Source organism: Idiomarina sp. UBA3176 (assembly GCF_002364295.1).
GTDB classification, from domain to species: domain Bacteria; phylum Pseudomonadota; class Gammaproteobacteria; order Enterobacterales; family Alteromonadaceae; genus Idiomarina; species Idiomarina loihiensis.
This window is the reverse complement of sequence record NZ_DEXU01000003.1, coordinates 47,539-64,913: the sequence shown is the minus strand read 5'-3', so window position 1 is coordinate 64,913 and position 17,375 is coordinate 47,539. Positions and strand designations below refer to the sequence as shown.

At 46.4% G+C, this 17,375-nt stretch carries 16 protein-coding genes; 7 read left to right on the top strand and 9 right to left on the bottom strand.

Translation table 11 applies throughout. The annotated features are described in order from the left end of the window. Nucleotides 1-30: 30 nt before the first annotated feature. From B2U97_RS01215 to B2U97_RS01200, 4 genes are read right to left on the bottom strand one after another with little or no spacing between them, the layout of a single operon-like run. Nucleotides 31-735 carry a M15 family metallopeptidase gene (locus B2U97_RS01215; RefSeq protein WP_286824612.1) on the bottom strand — a complete coding sequence of 235 codons (705 nt, stop codon included), beginning with the start codon at nt 733-735 and terminating at the stop codon, nt 31-33. After that, a complete protein-coding gene (dapE, locus tag B2U97_RS01210) occupies nt 729-1,859 on the bottom strand; it encodes a succinyl-diaminopimelate desuccinylase (protein WP_286830155.1) in 1,131 nt (376 codons plus the stop codon). The genes B2U97_RS01215 and dapE overlap by 7 nt, the downstream gene beginning before the upstream one ends. Next, nucleotides 1,856-2,200: an arsenate reductase gene (locus B2U97_RS01205; RefSeq protein ID WP_011234700.1), complete on the bottom strand. Its 345-nt coding sequence runs from the start codon at nt 2,198-2,200 to the stop codon at nt 1,856-1,858. Before B2U97_RS01205 ends, dapE begins: the two co-directional genes overlap by 4 nt. Before the next feature lie 20 nt (nt 2,201-2,220). Beyond that, nucleotides 2,221-2,769: a PTS glucose transporter subunit IIA gene (locus B2U97_RS01200; RefSeq protein WP_286830153.1), complete on the bottom strand. Its 549-nt coding sequence runs from the start codon at nt 2,767-2,769 to the stop codon at nt 2,221-2,223. Between the two features lie 139 nt (nt 2,770-2,908). On the opposite strand from B2U97_RS01200, the gene yfbV reads away from it, so the two are divergent. Then, nucleotides 2,909-3,343, top strand: coding sequence for a terminus macrodomain insulation protein YfbV (gene yfbV / locus B2U97_RS01195; RefSeq protein ID WP_110013244.1), 435 nt, complete (start codon nt 2,909-2,911; stop codon nt 3,341-3,343). A gap of 24 nt (nt 3,344-3,367) precedes the next feature. Here the strand turns inward: yfbV and xthA are convergent, their stop codons facing one another. Further along, a complete protein-coding gene (gene xthA / locus B2U97_RS01190; RefSeq protein ID WP_011234697.1) occupies nt 3,368-4,177 on the bottom strand; it encodes an exodeoxyribonuclease III in 810 nt (269 codons plus the stop codon). A gap of 121 nt (nt 4,178-4,298) precedes the next feature. Between xthA and B2U97_RS01185 the strand changes: the two genes are divergently transcribed. Next, on the top strand, nt 4,299-4,622 hold the full coding sequence (locus tag B2U97_RS01185) for a DUF3392 domain-containing protein (RefSeq protein WP_011234696.1): 324 nt from the start codon (nt 4,299-4,301) through the stop codon (nt 4,620-4,622). 14 nt (nt 4,623-4,636) lie between these two features. Then, the gene (locus B2U97_RS01180; protein WP_034821206.1) at nt 4,637-5,704 is read left to right on the top strand and encodes a hypothetical protein; all 1,068 of its coding nucleotides are present in this window, start codon (nt 4,637-4,639) and stop codon (nt 5,702-5,704) included. A 1-nt stretch (nt 5,705) separates the two neighbouring features. Here B2U97_RS01180 and B2U97_RS01175 read toward each other — a convergent pair whose 3' ends face one another. Further along, nucleotides 5,706-6,176 (bottom strand): hypothetical protein, encoded by a 471-nt coding sequence (locus B2U97_RS01175; RefSeq protein WP_011234694.1) that lies wholly within the window; start codon nt 6,174-6,176, stop codon nt 5,706-5,708. Between the two features lie 101 nt (nt 6,177-6,277). Here B2U97_RS01175 and B2U97_RS01170 point away from each other — a divergent pair, with 101 nt between their 5' ends. From B2U97_RS01170 to B2U97_RS01155, 4 genes are all read left to right on the top strand, one after another. Next, entirely contained in the window at nt 6,278-8,212 is a 1,935-nt protein-coding gene (locus tag B2U97_RS01170) for a hybrid sensor histidine kinase/response regulator (protein WP_286823443.1), read from the top strand. Nucleotides 8,213-8,273: 61 nt separating this feature from the next. After that, the gene (locus B2U97_RS01165) at nt 8,274-9,110 is read left to right on the top strand and encodes an AAA family ATPase (RefSeq protein ID WP_253620049.1); all 837 of its coding nucleotides are present in this window, start codon (nt 8,274-8,276) and stop codon (nt 9,108-9,110) included. Between the two features lie 10 nt (nt 9,111-9,120). Then, the gene (locus B2U97_RS01160) at nt 9,121-10,290 is read left to right on the top strand and encodes a vWA domain-containing protein (protein ID WP_286823440.1); all 1,170 of its coding nucleotides are present in this window, start codon (nt 9,121-9,123) and stop codon (nt 10,288-10,290) included. Continuing rightward, nucleotides 10,287-11,681: a phospholipase D family protein gene (locus B2U97_RS01155; protein ID WP_011234690.1), complete on the top strand. Its 1,395-nt coding sequence runs from the start codon at nt 10,287-10,289 to the stop codon at nt 11,679-11,681. The genes B2U97_RS01160 and B2U97_RS01155 overlap by 4 nt, the downstream gene beginning before the upstream one ends. Nucleotide 11,682: 1 nt before the next feature. Here B2U97_RS01155 and B2U97_RS01150 read toward each other — a convergent pair whose 3' ends face one another. From B2U97_RS01150 to B2U97_RS01140, 3 genes are read right to left on the bottom strand one after another with little or no spacing between them, the layout of a single operon-like run. Then, a complete protein-coding gene (locus tag B2U97_RS01150) occupies nt 11,683-13,497 on the bottom strand; it encodes a DUF885 domain-containing protein (protein ID WP_286830151.1) in 1,815 nt (604 codons plus the stop codon). Nucleotides 13,498-13,513: 16 nt separating this feature from the next. Beyond that, nucleotides 13,514-14,392 carry an MBL fold metallo-hydrolase gene (locus B2U97_RS01145; protein WP_286823437.1) on the bottom strand — a complete coding sequence of 293 codons (879 nt, stop codon included), beginning with the start codon at nt 14,390-14,392 and terminating at the stop codon, nt 13,514-13,516. Next, the gene (locus B2U97_RS01140; protein ID WP_286823436.1) at nt 14,389-17,301 is read right to left on the bottom strand and encodes a ligand-binding sensor domain-containing protein; all 2,913 of its coding nucleotides are present in this window, start codon (nt 17,299-17,301) and stop codon (nt 14,389-14,391) included. The genes B2U97_RS01145 and B2U97_RS01140 overlap by 4 nt, the downstream gene beginning before the upstream one ends. Nucleotides 17,302-17,375: the final 74 nt, after the last annotated feature.

Below are 17,375 nucleotides of genomic sequence, written 5' to 3'. Positions count from 1 at the left end.
TCACAACCACGCCTACTACCAATAATATTATTAGCCACACCAGATAGTCGTCCATCCGTCATCCTCCGTTATTGTATCAATGTACTGATTTTTTATTTGAGCCAGGTTATCCAGAATAATGGGTTTTCCCTCTATGGCTAATGAGTCTACGGTTTCGACTAACAGCTCAAGGCTCAATTGCTTATGGCATGGCTGTGAAACGGCGCGGAAGCTCAAGTGCCAGGGCTCCTGTGCGACACCGCCCTGATAGCGTGCATAAGGAAAGAAAAAGCCACTTTCATGGGCATGCCGGGTTAGCCATTGCCAAAGTTCATGACAGGGGCCGGATTGGTTAATATACTCGCCGGGCACTAATTGCAGTTTTAGTTCACTGTCCTGAAAAGGGCGGGGATCGTAAATGTCGAAATCACTTCCCCAGTGGTGACGGCTACTTCCCGGTAACGCCGACCAATGCAAAATTGCGTGCATTTTCTCAACGTCGCTTAAGTTTGATGCATCCAGTAGCTCACCCTCTTTGGAGCGAAGGGGCAGCTTTCCTCGCCATTTTCTATTCCAGATAGACAGTTGCCTGTCCAGTGAGCGAAAACCGCTGGCTATGGCGAATTCAATGCCCTCAGCCGCTGCTGCTTTTTGCATGGCGAGATAAGCTTCTGCTGCATCAGGGTGCAGTTTATGCCCATCTACCGTGGTCAAGTGTGTTTCGCAGGCACCTGTAAGTTCCGTGCGACTTAACATAAAAGCTTCTCCATACAGCGGTAATAAACATCACTAAGTTTATCCAAATCACTGACTTTAACGCATTCGTTCACTTTGTGAATGGTTGCATTTACGGGACCCAGCTCAATAACCTGAGCACCAGTTGGTGCAATAAAGCGCCCATCGGATGTGCCGCCCGCGGTAGAGAGGGTAGTTGAAAACCCACATTCGTGTTCAATGGCCGCCTGAACGGCTTCAACTAATGCGCCTGATTCAGTTAAAAAAGGCGGTCCGTTAAGCTTCCATTGCAGGTGGTATTTTAGCGAGTGCTTATCGAGAATGGCTTCAACTCGTTGCTTAATTTTCTCGGCTGTGAGTTCTGTCGAGAAGCGGAAGTTAAACTGGGTATCAATACGCCCGGGTATCACATTGCCGGCACCAGTTCCTGCCTGAATATTAGATACCTGAAACGTGGTTGGCGGAAAACTGGCGTTGCCTTTATCCCATTCTTCGTTAATTAGCTCGCTGAGGGCTGGTGCAAGATCATGTACCGGGTTTTTTGCTAAATGTGGATAAGCAACGTGACCCTGTATACCCAGTACGGTCAAGTCTCCGGTTAAGCTGCCTCTGCGCCCGTTTTTAACGATGTCCCCCAGGGTATCAGTACTGGATGGCTCCCCGACAATACACCAGTCTATGTTTTCGTTACGCTCCTGCAGTGTTTCAATGACACGTTTGGTGCCATTAATAAAGGGGCCTTCTTCGTCACTGGTTATGAGAAAACCAATGTCGGCGTCCACATTCGGATAGTCTTTAATAAACCGCTCCGTCGCGGTTATCATCGCTGCCAGGCTGCCTTTCATATCAGCGGCTCCGCGACCGTATAAATACCCTTCGTGCGTTGTAGGTTCAAAGGGCGGAAACTGCCAATCGTTGATGTCACCGGGTGGCACAACGTCGGTATGGCCGGCAAAGCAAAACAATTTACGGCCTTGCCCGCGTCGCGCCCATAAGTTGGTGGTATCTTCAAATATCATAGACTCAAGGTTGAAACCCTGAGCCGCAAGCCGTTCACCTATGAGTTGCTGACAACCTTCGTCTTCCGGCGTAATGGACGGGCGGGAAATGAGCTCACGGGCAAGCTTTAATGTCTCTGAACTCATAAGTAGCGTTCACTCCAGAGTTTCTCATTAAAACCGCAATGAACAGCCTGGCCGGACTCAACTAACGGACGCTTAAACAATGTTGGTTGTTCGGCAACTAATTCAGCTATGGCGTTGGCGTCGACAACAGATTTTTGTTCATCTGACAGGTTGCGCCAGCTGGTGCTGCGCTTGTTCAATAAAGATTCCGCCGGCAGTTTTTGTAACCAGCCGCTAACGGTTTCTTTTTGTAGTGGTTGCTGGCGAACATCAATAAATTCGTAGGCGACTTCGTTTTTATCTAACCATTTAAGTGATTTTTTAACGGTGTCGCAGTTTTTAATGCCATAAACGCGCAACATAGGTACAGCTCCTGTCGGTGTTAATAAGTAATAAGTGGACTGTCTTTCGCAGTAATAAGCCCCGGGTTTAGCCATTCGGGCGATTCGCTATCGTGCCCGGAATTCAATGAACAAAGCAAAACAGCAAGACGCTGCTGCGAGGGTTTAAGGCTGCGCAGTAATGACTGGTTAATCTTAACCAGAGGATCACCACACTTAACCTCTGTCTGTTCGCGACAAAGCACAGTTAAAGCGTCGTGGTTGCCGAACGCATCGCCGGAACCTATGACTAATTGTAAGGAATAGGTGTCGTTTAAGCGTAACGACAAGTAATCGCCACTACTGCTGATATGGCTCAGTGAGCCATCAGCCGGGGCGTATAGCGTACTACCGGTCATTTCTATGACAATGCCTTTGCCAAGCAGGCCATGCTGGCATACTGCGGCCGAAGGTTGTGCTGCTATGATGCGACCGGTAACCGGCGCATAAAGAGAAGGAAGCTGACTTGTTGTCACTGCTGACACCATGCGACTGACTAATTCAGTTAGTATAGTGGCAAAGCTAAAGCTCCGGTGCAACTGTATCCACATTAACTGTGGATATCTTTGTGAACTACACGGTTGTAACAGTGTAACTTTATGAAAAATAAAGATAATATTAAAAGTGCGAATATCGTACAATAGCTCAGTAATCGATTATAATTACAGCAGGTTTGTCTAAGAGGTCACCATGAGTCGTTCATTTTTTGCGGTTTTAAGAGATGGAAAGAGGTATGCCGATAAATGGCCTCATCATTCAGTTGTTGCCGCTATGGCAGAGTCGCGAATTATCCCTATAACTCGCAAAGCCATTAGCTGGACTCCGGGAATAGCGGTACTCAATGCTGCGCTGACCTGGCAGTTTATGCCACAGGAGCAGTTAGCCCCGGGGCTGATGTTGTCACTTATTATGTTGAGCTTACCCTTGCAGGGTTTGTACTGGCTCGGCTGGCGTTCCAGACAACCTTTAAAGCCAATGTTACGGAGCTGGTATAAAGAGCTGAGAGATAAGCTGAGAAAGCAGGGCGTTGAGTGTCAGCCACAGGGTGAGAAAGGCCCTGAATACATGGATTTGGCGATTATTTTGCGTAAAGCACTGGAAACATTGCCGCCGGAAGAGCATTAAGGCCAACCGACGGCAAAATGATTATCAGTCTTTAAATGTAGACCAGACGGGGGCATGATCCGAAGGTTTTTCTATGCCTCTGAGTTCATAGTCTATACCGCTGTCTTCGCATTGCTTGGCGAGAGCTTTAGTGGCAAGGATAAGGTCGATGCGTAAACCTCTGTTGTCATCAAAGCCACGTGAGCGATAATCAAACCAGCTGAACTGGTTATCCACATCCGGGTTTAGCTGACGATAAGTGTCAGTAAAACCCCAGTCCATTAATCTTTGTATCCATTCCCGTTCTTCCGGAAGGAAGCTGCATTTCCCGGTTTTAAGCCAGCGTTTGGCGTTGTTTTCGCCAATACCAATATCTAAATCGATACGGGATATATTTACATCGCCCATAACAATCACTGGCTGTTCCGGCGAAAGGTCGTTATCCAGATAGCTCATTAAGTCCTGATAAAACTTTTCTTTAGCTGGAAATTTCGTAGGGTGGTCACGACTTTCGCCCTGCGGGAAGTAGCCATTTAGAATACGTACATGGCCACCATCTGCCAGTGGATAATCACCCATTATCATGCGGCGCTGTGCTTCATCATCGTCAGTAGGGAAGCCAAACTGCGGGTTTTCCAGTGGCTTTTTACTGAGCATGGCCACGCCGTAATGACCTTTCTGGCCGTGGTAAATAACGTGATAACCCATGGCTTCCACGTCTTTTAGCGGAAACTGGTCGTCGTGCACTTTGGTTTCCTGCAGACCGATAACATCGGGCTGATGTTTATCAATTACTGCCTGTAACTGATGCAGTCGCGCTCGTATACCATTGATATTGAATGAAATGATTTTCATGGAATGTCCTGTAAATAAGCTTCTTTATGAGCTTAGGATAACACAGCAAAGCGTAAACTTGGGATGCGAAAACGACAGAAAATTCGTATACTCGGACGATGCTTTTCAGAGGGGTACTAGCGTGCAGAATGTGTTGAATAATTTGGGCATGATGATCCGCCCACATTTTTATGAACTGGCTATGGCTATCATTGCCACACTATTGGTGATTTATGGCGCAGAAGTGAACCGCATGGTGCAAAGGCAAGTGGCGCACTGGCATTTTGTATTCAGGACTTTGGTCTTCATCGTGGTTTGTGCATTTGGTTACGGTTGGCTGACCGTCTGGTTTACGCCAGTTTTAGCCGGCTGGTTAAGCCTTATTCCTTTGCACTTGCTGGCAGTCAGTACCATTGGAATATTGTTTTTCTTAGGTTTTCTCGCAGAAAGAAAACGGCAACTGTAAAACAGGGAAGTTGTATGACGGATTGGATTAACATAAAAGCAGGCTCGTCGGCTTATCAACATATTCAGGAGCAGGGACTGAAAGCCGATGATATCGGTTTGCTGCTAGGTGCTTCAGGCGGGCCGAAGTGGTTTGTGCTTCAGGGGCTTGATAAATGGATGTTCGGTGAATTCTTTAAAGACAAGAAAGCGCCGCTGAATACCCTGGGGACTTCCGCAGGTGCCTGGCGTTTCGCAGCATTGGGGCAGCAAGACCCTGTTGCCGCCAGTGATTTATTTTGTCGTTTATACAGAACCCAGACTTACAGCGCGAAACCCGACCGGAATGAAATTACCAGTGAAGCTAAAGCCTTGCTGGCCAAGTACGTTCCTGATCAGGCGGTAACAGAAATACTGGGACAGTCGGCGGTTCGACATCATTTTATTGTTGCACGTTGCCGGGGCTGGACAGCAGCTGAAACGAAAAAGCAGATGCTGGGATTGTTAAGTTCGGCTTTTGCTAACAGTATGAACCGTCGCTGGCTGGGCCGGTTTTATGAGCGCGTTATCTTTCATCATCCACAGTCCGACTTAAGCTTTGCAAAAGGCTGGAACGACTTACCGACACATCATGTTGAATTAACTCAAAATAACTTTCAGCAGGCGTTACTGGCGACTGGTTCAATTCCTTTAGTACTGGATGGCGTGGTTGATATTCCCGGAGCACCTAAAGGCATTTATCGTGATGGCGGTGTTACCGACTATCACTTTGACCTGGACTTCTCTGACGTGAATGGCTTGGTGCTTTACCCTCACTTTCATAAAGAAGCGATTCCGGGCTGGTTTGACAAGCGTTTGAGTTGGCGCAGAACTACCGGTAAGAAATGGCCAGGCGTGGTATTTATTACGCCGTCGGAAGACTTTATTCAATCACTGCCTTACGGGAAAATTCCTGATCGCACTGACTTCGCCAAGCTGGACGCTGCGACTCGTATTGATTACTGGGAAAAAGCGGTGGATGCAGGAAAACGTATGGCGGATCAGCTTCAGGATTGGGTTGCTACAGGAAAAATAAGAGAAAAAACAAAGCTGTGGTTACCTTAAACTACAAACCATGAACATCGAAACTGGCATCACAAATTTGTTCAAAGCGCTCGGCGGCAAGCTGACGGGCGCTGTTTAATTGCCTTGCCGTAAGCTGGTGTAGAAAACCATCAATGATTTTAGCCGCTTCGCTTTCACCGGCGCGATCCGCTAGCGTTAGCCAGCAACAAGCGTGAAATATACTTTCTGGTAAATCCTTGCCTTGCAAAAACATTTGTCCTAAATACAACATGGCCTTGCTGTGGCCAAATAACGCGGCGCGCCGAAAGTGCTTGGCGGCTTCAAACCCTTGCCCGGTTTTAAGTAAGTCTGCGGCTCGCACATAATGATGTTTTGCAAAACGTTGCCAGTATTCAGGCCCCCGGATAGTTGGCTTCTGTCGACCAGGCAAACGGGTTTGCGCCAACTCTATGAGTTGATCAACTTGTGTCAGTAGAGCTGTTTGCCATTCATTGACGTTTGCCTGGGTCATCCGGATGTCGTTGTTTTTATGTTATTGTTTTTGCCAGTGTACACCAAGTTGCTACTGCGGCAAACTGGTTGCAAGAAAGCCTTTAAAGTGAGTCCGAATAAATGCCAACACGTATTTCCAATGAAAACCTCGCAGCTCTGCTGAATGTGGGAAGTCATTTAAGTCTGTTTATTTGGGAGGATGCTCCGGGGTGGCCAGTACGTTTTGTTTCAGACAACATACAAGACCTTTTAGGCTATAAAAAAACGCGCTTAGAAAGCCATGAAATTCAGTACCGGGATCTCATTAATCAGGACGATTTGCCCCGTGTCATGGAGGAGGTCAATTCACTTCTTAGCAAGGAATCCGGATCTTCATTGACTCATCAGGATTATCGGGTAAAGCATGCTAAAGGACACGATGTATGGGTATCTGATACAACGGTACTATTACGATACGAAGATGGTAAGAACCATCTTTATGGTTACTTGATTGATGTGACTGAACGTAAACAGTTGCAAATTGCGCTCGAGATGGAGCGTAACCGATTACAGCTTATTTTAGATGCGACCCGTTTAGGTACCTGGGAATGGAACCCGCAAACCGGCGTTACTATTTTTAACCAACGCTGGGCTAGTATGTTTGGCTGGGATGTCTGCGAGTTGGAAACGAATGTAGAAAGCTGGTCGAGTCGTTTGCACCCTGAAGATTACGACGACGTATGGCAGGCGATTAAGAATCACCTGGACGGAGTGACTCCTTTCTATGAAAGCCTTCATCGCATAAGGCATCGTGACGGTCATTGGGTTTATGTACTGGACAGAGGAAAGATTATAGAGCGGGACAACCAAGGCCGGGCCATTCGCTACACCGGAACGGTTACCGATGTCACAGAACAGAAAAAAGCCGAGTTGAATGCGTTAAAAGCCGCTCATGCAAAAAATGTGTTTCTGGCGAATATGTCACACGAAATTCGAACCCCTCTACACGGTATACTGGGTATCGCCTCTGTGTTGGAGTCAACAGACCTCAATCCATATCAGCAGCAATTACTGGGTACAATAAAGAACAGCGGCGACTATCTGCTGACAACGTTGAATGATGTGCTCGATTTAACCCAGGCCGAAGAAGGGCAGCTAAAAGTCAAAAGAGGTGTTCACTCGCCGGCAAAAGTGTTGGGCCATGTTATTCAGCTGTTTGAACAGCCTGTAAAAGATAAAGGTCTGGAATTTATTATCGATATTGATGCTGATATTCCGGAGCGAACATTAATGGATCGGGCTCGTATTGCCCAGGTGATCAGTAATTTAGTCAGTAACGCTTTAAAGTTTACCGAGCGAGGCTCTATAGCGATTAAAGCAAACTGGGAAGTTGATAGCGAAAAACAAAGCGAAGGCGACCTTATCGTAAAAGTACAGGATACCGGAGTTGGTATTTATGATACTCAGCGTATTTGGCAACTTTTTGAGCAAGAGCAGGATGGGTTAAACCGTCCGGAAGGCGGCAGCGGACTGGGGCTTGCCATAGTACGTAACCTGGTGCAGTTATTAAGCGGTACTATTCAGGTGGATAGCGAACCTGAACAGGGTTCCTGCTTCACGCTTTGCATACCAATGAGCGTTCAGTCTGAAAGCGTACACCAACCGGAGCCGAATGATGTGCCTAAGCTATCGAAAAAACAGGTTCTGGTCGTTGATGATAATAAAATCAACCAATTGATAATAAAAGAAATGCTGCTGTCTCTTAACCAATATGTTGATTTGGTAAGTGATGCCCATAATGCATTAAAAATGATGCAGGCCAGAGACTACGACGTACTCTTTATGGATCTTCATATGCCGCATATGGATGGTATGGAGGCAACTAGGGCGCTGCGGGATATGCACATTCACCAACCTTATGTGATTGCGCTTACCGCGGACGCTTACCCTGAGACACGCACTCAGGCGTTGCGTTCCGGTATGGACGATTACGTGACAAAACCCTTTGTCAAAGCCGATATAGCCAGAGTGCTTGAACGCTTTGATATGCTGTTATCCAGAAAGCCCACTGATTAGCACCGCCAGAGTGTCTGTTGTACCATAGGCTCAGTTTTAAGCTTAATGTAAGGGATATGGAATGGATTTTAGCAGTAGCTCTCAGTATGTCGTGTCGCAAGAACTGGCGACAGCCGTTAACGCCGCCGTAACACTGGAGAAACCTTTATTACTAAAAGGTGAGCCGGGCACGGGTAAAACTCGTCTTGCCGAGGAACTGGCAAATGCTTTAGATACCGAGTTGCTGCAATGGTCAATTAAATCCACTACGAAAGCGCAGCAGGGTTTGTATGAGTACGATGCAGTCTCTCGTTTACGTGATAGTCAGCTGGGCAGTGAAAAAGTACACGATATTAGTAATTACATTCGGCCCGGTAAATTGTGGCAGGCGTTTACCGCGGAAAAACGTCCTGTTCTGCTCATTGATGAAATTGATAAAGCGGATGTTGAGTTTCCGAATGACTTATTGCACGAGCTGGATCAAATGGCGTTTCACGTTTATGAAACCGGTGAGCAGATTAAAGCCGAGCAGCGTCCCATTGTGCTGATTACCTCGAACAATGAAAAAGCCTTGCCCGATGCGTTTTTACGCCGCTGCTTTTTCCACTACATTCAGTTTCCTGACAGCGACACATTAAAAGCCATTGTCGATGTACACTTCCCTGATTTACATCGTGATTTACTGGATACCGCGCTAGCGTTGTTTTTTGAGTTGAGAGATGTGCCCGGGCTGAAGAAAAAGCCATCGACATCGGAGTTACTGGACTGGTTACGCTTGTTATTGGTCGAAGATATTGATGCCAATGAATTGCGTAAAAGCCGTGAACAGGGCGGCTTGCTGCCTTTATCTGGTGCTTTACTCAAGCACGAACAAGATGTGGAGCGCTTAGCTGAATACGCTCGCATTCAACGGCGCTAGTTTTCGCATTATGTTTATAGATTTTTTTCAAACCCTGCGACGGCATGGGCTAAAAACCAGTATTACCGAATGGCTGGATTTACTTAGTGCAATGAAAGCCAACTTAGCGTTTGCCGATGTCGAGCAATTTTATTATTTATCGCGGCTTATTCTGGTAAAAGATGAGTCCCAGTATGACAAATTCGACCGTGCCTTCAGCGAATATGTGGATAAAGTTGCTAAAGTTGATGTGACTGAGAAAATTCCGCATGACTGGTTAGAGAATGCTTTGAAGCGCAACTTGAGCGATGAAGAAAAAAGCAAAGTTCAGCAGTTGGGCAGTCTGGATGAGCTCATGAAAACTTTTCAGGAGCGCTTAAAAGAACAGCAAAAGCGTCATCAGGGCGGCTCGAAGTGGATAGGCACAGGTGGAACTTCGCCTTTTGGAGCGTATGGTTATCACCCCGGTGGTATCCGCATTGGGCAGGACGGTAACCGTAATCGCAGTGCGGCGAAAGTATGGGACAAGCGCGAATTCCGTGATCTGGATGACAATGCCCGGCTTGAGCAGCGCGGTTTTCAGGTGGCGCTCAGAAAGCTACGTCAGTTCGCCCGCACCGGTGCCGCGACTGAACTTGATTTAAACAGCACCATTGAAGCCACTTCAAAAAAAGGTGGTCTACTTGATTTGAAGTGGCAGTCCGAGCGTCATAATGCGGTTAAAATTATTCTACTGTTAGACGTTGGCGGTTCAATGGACGACTATGTTTACCAGTGCGAGCAATTGTTCACCGCGTTAAAAAACGAGTTCAAGCATCTGGAGTTGTTTTACTTTCATAACTGCGTATATGAAGGCGTGTGGCGGGAGAATTCACGCCGGCGCGAGGAGCAAATTCCGACTAAACAGTTAATCCAGACTTACGGCGAGGACTATAAGCTGTTGTTTGTCGGCGATGCTACTATGGGGCCGTACGAGATAGCGTATCCGGGGGGCAGTGTAGAACACTGGAATGAAGAGCCCGGCGAAGCCTGGATGAACCGTTTAACCCGTCACTTTGACAAAGTGGCCTGGCTTAACCCGCAGCCAGAAAAACATTGGCGTTATTATATGTCGGTTAGAATGATACATGACTTAGTGGATGGAAGAATGTACCCATTGACTCTCGAAGGGCTTGAAAGGGCGATGAGTGGATTGCGATGACACCTTTACTGCCCGCGTGCCCGGACAATCAGTTTCAATTGCTGGAAAATGCTCACCGGGCGTTGATTGAACGGGTGAGGTTAATACGTCAGGCCAGGCATCATATTGCGTTACAATACTATTTGTGGCGCCCCGACAGCAGTGGCCTTACCCTGCTTAAGGAATTACTGGATGCCGTCGAGCGTGGCGTGCGGGTCGACCTTCTGCTGGATGATTTGCACAGCAAACCTTTAGAACCTTTATTGCGAGATTTATCCTCCCGCGCTAATTTCAATATTAGGCTTTTTAATCCGTTTAAGCACAGACGCTGGCGCTGGCTAAACTGGTTAACCGACTTTAAGCGCATGAATCGGCGAATGCATAATAAATCGATGCTGGTCGATGCGGAAGTGGGGATTGTCGGTGGGCGAAATGTTGGTAACGAGTATTTTGGTACACATGCCGGACAACTGTTTTCCGATCTTGATGTAATAGCGAAAGGCAAAATCGTTAAGACGTTACTTGATGACTGGCGGCAATACTGGAACTGCACTTTATCGGTTGCGGTTAACGCAATAAGCTCGTCGGATAAACCGAGATTGTTTAACGATATTTGGAAAGGTTATCAAAAACAACCGGAACTTCGAGATTTACACCAGTTTGTTCTTTCTGACGAACACTTGACAGACACTCCCCAGAGCGACGCTGAAACCTGGTATCAGGCAACCGCAACGGTTGTCAGTGATGATCCTTTAAAGGCTCTGCCTGATAGTAAGCCGAGCCGGTTGGTGACGCAGCAGTTAACGCAAACTCTTGGCTTGGCAAAGCAATCTATTGTTTTGGTTTCTCCTTATTTTGTGCCGACGCCTACAGGTGTTAAAGAGCTGGAGAATTTGTCGGAGCAGGGAGTGAAAGTTCGCGTGCTGACTAATTCACTGGCAGTGACAGATGTTCCGGCCGTACATGCGGGCTACCAGCGACACCGACGAAGGCTGTTGTTGTCAGGTGTAAAACTGTTTGAGCTGAAACGAACCGAGGAAAAGCCTTTACGTAAAGATGTGCGTCCTTATTTCAGACGCTCGGCGTCTAGCCTGCATGCTAAAACCGTGACAGTGGACAGTGAGAAAGTCTTTGTTGGATCATTTAATTTTGACCCGCGTTCTGCGCAAATTAACACAGAGTCGGGGCTTTTAATTGAGTCAGCGGAGATGGCGGAGAGAATTAACGCGATGTTTGAGCACGAACTACCGCTGCGATCGTATGAGGCTCGACTCAACCGTTTTTATAAACTGTATTGGCTGGATAAAAGTAAAATACCGGCGTTACGGCTCTATAAAGAGCCGGGAGCCGGTATTTGGCGACGGTTGGCGGTTTGGTTAACCGCCAGGTTGCCGGTTGATCATTTACTCTAGCTTATAGTTGTTGGGCAACCCAACGTTTCACTTTACGCTCAAGTACGGTAAGCGGAACAGCTCCGTCCTCTAGTATCACTCGGTGGAAGGCTTTTATATCAAAGTTCTCACCGAGCTTTCTCTCTGCGTCGCGACGCAATTCACTAATTTTTAGCTGCCCAATTTTGTAAGCCAGCGCTTGTCCCGGCAGTGCCATAAAACGTTCTGCCTCAGACACCGCTCTTGCTTCGGCTACCGGTGCGTTGTCGTACATGTAATCCAATACCTGCTGACGGCTCCAGCCTTTTGCATGAATACCGGTATCCACTACTAGCCGAATAGAGCGCCAGAGTTCGGCCGCAAGCTGACCAAAACGTTGGTATGGGTCATTATAAAGTCCCATGTCGTAGCCCAAAGATTCGGAATAAAGCCCCCAGCCTTCGGTATAGGCAGTTTCCCGGCCAAACTTACGAAACTTGGGTAAGTCTTCCAGTTCTTGTTGTATCGAAATCTGGAAGTGGTGTCCTGGAGCGGCTTCGTGCAGAAAAAGCGCGGTTTTAGCCCAACTGGGACGAGACGATAAGTCGTAAGTGTTCAGGTAGAAAATGGCCGGACGTGAATTATCTGTAGGGGCTGCCTGATAAGACCCTGAGCTCGCCGATTGTTCGCGAAACTCTTCAACTTTACGAATTTCGTATTCGGCTTGAGGGAAGATATCAAACAATTTATCCACGGTATTATCAACGGCACCGCGTAAAGAACGGTAATCCTCCAGCATTTCATTTCTGCTTTCGTAAATGAATTGCTCGTCGTTGGTCATGAAATCGAAGAACGACTGTAAATCGCCTTCAAATTCCGTTTCTTCCATAATGTCACGCATTTCATCATGAATACGGGAAACTTCGTCTTTACCTATTTTATGGATGCGATCAGCACTGAGCTCTGTCGATGTATTGGCTTTTATTTGATAGTCATACCAGCCCTTGCCGCCGGGGAGTTGCCCCAGACCAAAGCTCTCGGTGCGAGTTTCCGGCAAGTACTCGTTACTCAGGTAATCGCTCAGCTTCTGGTAAGCGGGGATGACCGTATTGGTAATAATGTCGCGGTACTGTTTACGAATAGCCTCGGCATCGGTGTCTGCAATGTCGTCTGGTAACTCAGCAACAGGTCGCCAGAAAATACTCTCGGTGACATCCTCTGTAATTTGAGCCTCAATTTGAGGAATGGCTTTTTCAATTAACACCCGGGGTTGAACAATATCCTGTTCAACGCCTTTTTTCATGTTCTCAATGGCCTGATCAAACAGTCTTGGGATTTTCTCCATGCGACTGGCCCAGGCACGATAATCTTCGGCTGTATCAAAAGGTTGTGCTGAAGTACCTGATGCCAGCATCGCAAGTTGTCCGGCTATATTATAAAACTGGTTAATAGGTATCAGGTGGTCAGGGTATTGAGCTCCCTCAATGGCTAACTCGCGGTTACGTTTAAAGATTTCGTAGCTGATTCTTTCAGCGCGTGGTAATTGCTCTGCGTTTATCTTCTTAACTTGCTCTAGATAGCGAGTTTCTAACTGGAGAGAGCTGGTCCGGTGACTTTCAGAATAAAAATTAGGTAACTGGTCATTGTAGCGGTCATCACCAATGTAAGTAGCTAATAAAGGGTTTAGCTGCAGTTGTTCATCAAAGTAGTTGTTATAAATCTCTTTTAACTGCTCTGTTTGAGACGTTTGTTTGATTGTACTCTTTTGTGATTCAGCGTTTTGTCCTGCTTGCTGGGGTTGGCCACAACCGGCCATAAGCAGCGACAATGAAATAGCGAGAGTGGTTTTCTTTATCATGTTAAATACCTGCTGATTACAAGCGATTCAGTGGAACCTTCAGATAAACAGTGCCGTTATCTTCTGCCGGTGGAAGCTGTCCGGCGCGAATGTTTACCTGAATTGACGGGATAATGAGTCGGGGCATATTTAGCGTCGCGTCGCGTTCTTCACGCCATTTCACAAACTGTTCTTCAGTGGCTTTGCCGCCGACATGAATGTTATTTTGCTTTTGATCCGCTATCGACGTTTTACATTGATGCTGACGTTCTTCCGGCGGGTAGTCGTGGCAAATATACACTTCGGTGGTGTCTTCCAGTTCAAATAATTTCTGAATAGAACGATAGAGGGTATTAGCACTGCCACCCGGAAAATCACATCGGGCAGTGCCAACATCGGGGTTAAAAAGTGTGTCGCCGACAAACACTTTGTTTTCATTAATTACGTAGGCGATATCTGCGGGTGTGTGTCCCGGTGTATGTATCACCCGAATTGTCATTGACCCAAGGTGAAAGGTTTCACCGTCTTGCAGAAGTTTGTCAAAATGCTCGCCGTTAGGGAGAAACTCTTTATCCAGGTTATAAACCTGCTTAAACGTTTTCTGTACTTCTGTAATGTGTTCACCAATAGCAATAGGTGCCTGAAGATGTTCTTTTAAATAAGGCGCCGAGCTTAAGTGATCAGCATGAGCGTGAGTTTCTAATAACCAAGCAACATTAAGCTTATTGTTTTTTACAAACTCGATAATACGGTTAGCACCTTCGGTATAGGTTTTCCCGGAGGCATAGTCAAAGTCGAGTACTGGATCAATAACAATGGCGTCTTTACTTTCTGAATCGTAAACTACATAGCTGAAAGTTTCGCTGTCGTTATCTAAAAACGCCTTAACCTGAATTTTCTCTACTTCTTCACTCATGGTTTTGACTCCACACGGTTGCGGCCTTCACTCTTGGCCTGGTACAGAGCTTTATCTGCAGCAACTAGTAAACTTGAATGGTCAGCATAGTCGTAGCTGCTGGCTACGCCAATACTAACGGTAATCTTCATATCTTCAACCAAGTCATCAAAGAGGGTTGTAGCAATGCGTTCGCGCATTCTCTCACTGGCTTCTCTGGCAATTTCCAGTTCAGAGTTGGTAATGAGAACCGCAAATTCTTCGCCACCCCAGCGGGCAACGTAGTCTATGTCGCGTATTTCATCATTTAAAATTTCGGCCAGACGAATAAGCACTTTATCACCGATAGTATGCAAATAGCGGTCATTAACCTCTTTAAAATAATCGACATCAATAATAACCAGGCTTAAATAGGTTCCGTCGCGGCGACAACGATTAAGTTCATGCTGCAACCGCTCATCAAAGGCTCGGCGGTTCCCCAGGTTAGTTAAGGGATCTTGTCGAGCCATGGTTTCCAGGTCGGCGGTTTTCTCTTTGACCATTTGTTCGAGTTGCAAACGGGTTCTGTTGTATTGATTAAGGCGCGCTCGAACGACAACCAGAACCAGCAGGGCAGTGATTAAAGAGGCAATAATCCAGAACCAGGGTTGCATCCAAAAATGAGCGGACTGCCGAAATGAAAAATAGTCGGGCTGACTCCACTGGCCTCCGGGGTATCTTGCCCTTACCTGAAAAACATAGTCTTTGGCCGGCAAAGTCGTGTATTCAACTGAATTGAATGAGTTTTTATCCACCCAGTCTTCGTCAAAACCTTCTAAGCGTACCTGATAATCAATGTGTTCAGCCATAAGGTAACCGGGAGCAACAAACTCAAATACAATACGATCAGTATCTGCGCTCAACTCTTCGCCAAAAATGACCGGTTCATTGTCTGCTTTTACCGATTCAATATTGACTTCCGGAGGGAGGTTACCAATTTCGGTGATGGTATTTGGATCGACGACCGAAATACCTTTGCTTGTCGCCAGCCAGATGCGTCCATCGGAACTTTCGAGAATTGAAGGGCCGCCCGTATTAATTTGAGCACTTTCAAGACCATCAACTTCGGTATAGCGCTGAAAGTCGAGTGTGTCTGCTTGCCCGTTTAAAACCTCTGTAAATGAGTCGTGTTCCACCATGATAGGCCCCCGGCTTGAACCAAGCCAAAGGTTCCCATCGCCGTCAAAAGCAACGGACATAAAATTATCGAAAGGAAGCCCTGTGTCACGATTAAAAATTTGCCAACTATTCTTATTGATATTGTGAACAATAAGTCCACGGTCGGTTGCAAGCCAGAGGTAGTCGCCCCGTTCCGTAATATGAAAAGCGAGTTGCGCATTATTAAGGTGAGTTAAGTCAATGGGGGTTATTTGATAATTAAAACCCTCTTCTTTGGCGACAATTTCTATTTGAGCGACACCGGCGCCGGAGCTGACCCAAAGTTTTTCGTTCTTATCCAAATACAGTGCCATGACAAAGTCATTAGACAGTACATCTTCTAAAGGGATATGCTGCGATACCCAAGTGCTTTGCGTATTTTGATACAAATGGGTGACGCCATTTGGTGTGGCTAGAAAAATTCCGAGTTGCTCATCGACTGCAATTTGCCGCACTTCATTTGATTGGAGCAAGCCATCACTAGTGAAATGTCTGGTAATGTTTTCCCCATCCCAGATATAAAGACCGTCGGTGTAACTGCCAATGTAGAGTTTTTGCTCATCGTCATAAGCCAGAGACAATACGGACAAATTGCTTAATAGGGTGTCTGCAGCCAGCGGAGAGATATCGAATTCATCAATAACAGATACTCCAACACTGGAGCCTACAATAATTGCGCCATCCTTATTTTCAGCTATTGCTCTGACGTAGTCTCCTGTAAGGCCATTTTTAGTCGTATAAGAGGCAAATAAGGAGTCTCTGAATTGCACTAGACCGCCGTGTGTTGCTACCCAAAAGCTGCCTTCTTTGTCTTGAATAATGTCGAGTACGTGGTTATTAGGTAAGCCCTGTTTAGTGCTAAGTCTTTCGATACCCGATTGATTTATTCTTAGCAGTCCATCCTGATAGGTTCCTAACCAAATTTGGTCGTCGGCAGTCTGGAAAATAGTGCTTATTCTGCTGTCAATTTCAGGTTTAAAAGGTTCAAACTCGGTATCATTAACCTGTTTATAAAGGCCTTTCTCTGTACCGACGAGTAAACGGTTATCGTTTAACTCGAATAAAGTGATGATAACGTCCTCTGGAATCGTTGTTATATCGATAAACTTCGATTTACCCGCCTTTTTAACCTGCAAACCTTTATTCGTTGCGGCCCATAGGTTTCCATCGGAATCAACAAAAGAGTCAAAAATGAACATGGAATCTAAACCATGTTCGGTGGTGAACTGAGCAATACGTTCATTATTTTTATAAACAAGTATGCCAAGCGTTGAGGTGGAGACCCAGAGATTACAGTTTCTATCAATGGCTAAATCGTTGACAAAAGGAGGAGCTGACTGAAGCGTTTGCCAGTGGCCATCATAAAAACGGGCAATACCGCCGCGGTTACCGGCAACATAAACGCTGCCATCGCAAGGGCTATAGGCTAAGGTGTACATACCTATATCGGGTAATCCGGTCTCGCGTAAATTATCATAGATGTCAAAACGACGGCCGTTAAAGCGGGTCGGCCCCTGCCAGGTAGCAAACCATAAATAGCCTTTATCATCTTGAATAATTTCGTTGATAGAGTTGTGAGGCAAACCATCGCGGGTTTCCCAGTGTCGAATCAAATAGTCGCTCAGTGGACGTATTTCATTTTCTGCACTATTTTCATCAACAAAAGCTGCCGCCACTGATACCTTCAGAGACAGAAACAGGGTAACCAGCAGTAAGGAAAATTGATACTTCATAGGTCTTCAATTATTGAACAGCATTTTTGAATGGTATGTTGTCCCTGACTGGGTTGCAATAACTCAAAAGGACT

What these genes read in the sequence shown, in the direction of transcription:
- dapE (WP_286830155.1), bottom strand. Translation starts at nt 1,859, where the DNA reads ATGAGTTCAGAGACATTAAAGCTTGCCCGTGAGCTCATTTCCCGCCCG.
- B2U97_RS01170 (WP_286823443.1), top strand. Translation starts at nt 6,278, where the DNA reads ATGCCAACACGTATTTCCAATGAAAACCTCGCAGCTCTGCTGAATGTG.
- B2U97_RS01215 (WP_286824612.1), bottom strand. Translation starts at nt 735, where the DNA reads ATGTTAAGTCGCACGGAACTTACAGGTGCCTGCGAAACACACTTGACC.
- xthA (WP_011234697.1), bottom strand. Translation starts at nt 4,177, where the DNA reads ATGAAAATCATTTCATTCAATATCAATGGTATACGAGCGCGACTGCAT.
- B2U97_RS01155 (WP_011234690.1), top strand. Translation starts at nt 10,287, where the DNA reads ATGACACCTTTACTGCCCGCGTGCCCGGACAATCAGTTTCAATTGCTG.
- B2U97_RS01205 (WP_011234700.1), bottom strand. Translation starts at nt 2,200, where the DNA reads ATGTTGCGCGTTTATGGCATTAAAAACTGCGACACCGTTAAAAAATCA.
- B2U97_RS01175 (WP_011234694.1), bottom strand. Translation starts at nt 6,176, where the DNA reads ATGACCCAGGCAAACGTCAATGAATGGCAAACAGCTCTACTGACACAA.
- B2U97_RS01150 (WP_286830151.1), bottom strand. Translation starts at nt 13,497, where the DNA reads ATGATAAAGAAAACCACTCTCGCTATTTCATTGTCGCTGCTTATGGCC.
- B2U97_RS01140 (WP_286823436.1), bottom strand. Translation starts at nt 17,301, where the DNA reads ATGAAGTATCAATTTTCCTTACTGCTGGTTACCCTGTTTCTGTCTCTG.
- yfbV (WP_110013244.1), top strand. Translation starts at nt 2,909, where the DNA reads ATGAGTCGTTCATTTTTTGCGGTTTTAAGAGATGGAAAGAGGTATGCC.
- B2U97_RS01200 (WP_286830153.1), bottom strand. Translation starts at nt 2,769, where the DNA reads ATGTGGATACAGTTGCACCGGAGCTTTAGCTTTGCCACTATACTAACT.
- B2U97_RS01180 (WP_034821206.1), top strand. Translation starts at nt 4,637, where the DNA reads ATGACGGATTGGATTAACATAAAAGCAGGCTCGTCGGCTTATCAACAT.
- B2U97_RS01145 (WP_286823437.1), bottom strand. Translation starts at nt 14,392, where the DNA reads ATGAGTGAAGAAGTAGAGAAAATTCAGGTTAAGGCGTTTTTAGATAAC.
- B2U97_RS01165 (WP_253620049.1), top strand. Translation starts at nt 8,274, where the DNA reads ATGGATTTTAGCAGTAGCTCTCAGTATGTCGTGTCGCAAGAACTGGCG.
- B2U97_RS01160 (WP_286823440.1), top strand. Translation starts at nt 9,121, where the DNA reads ATGTTTATAGATTTTTTTCAAACCCTGCGACGGCATGGGCTAAAAACC.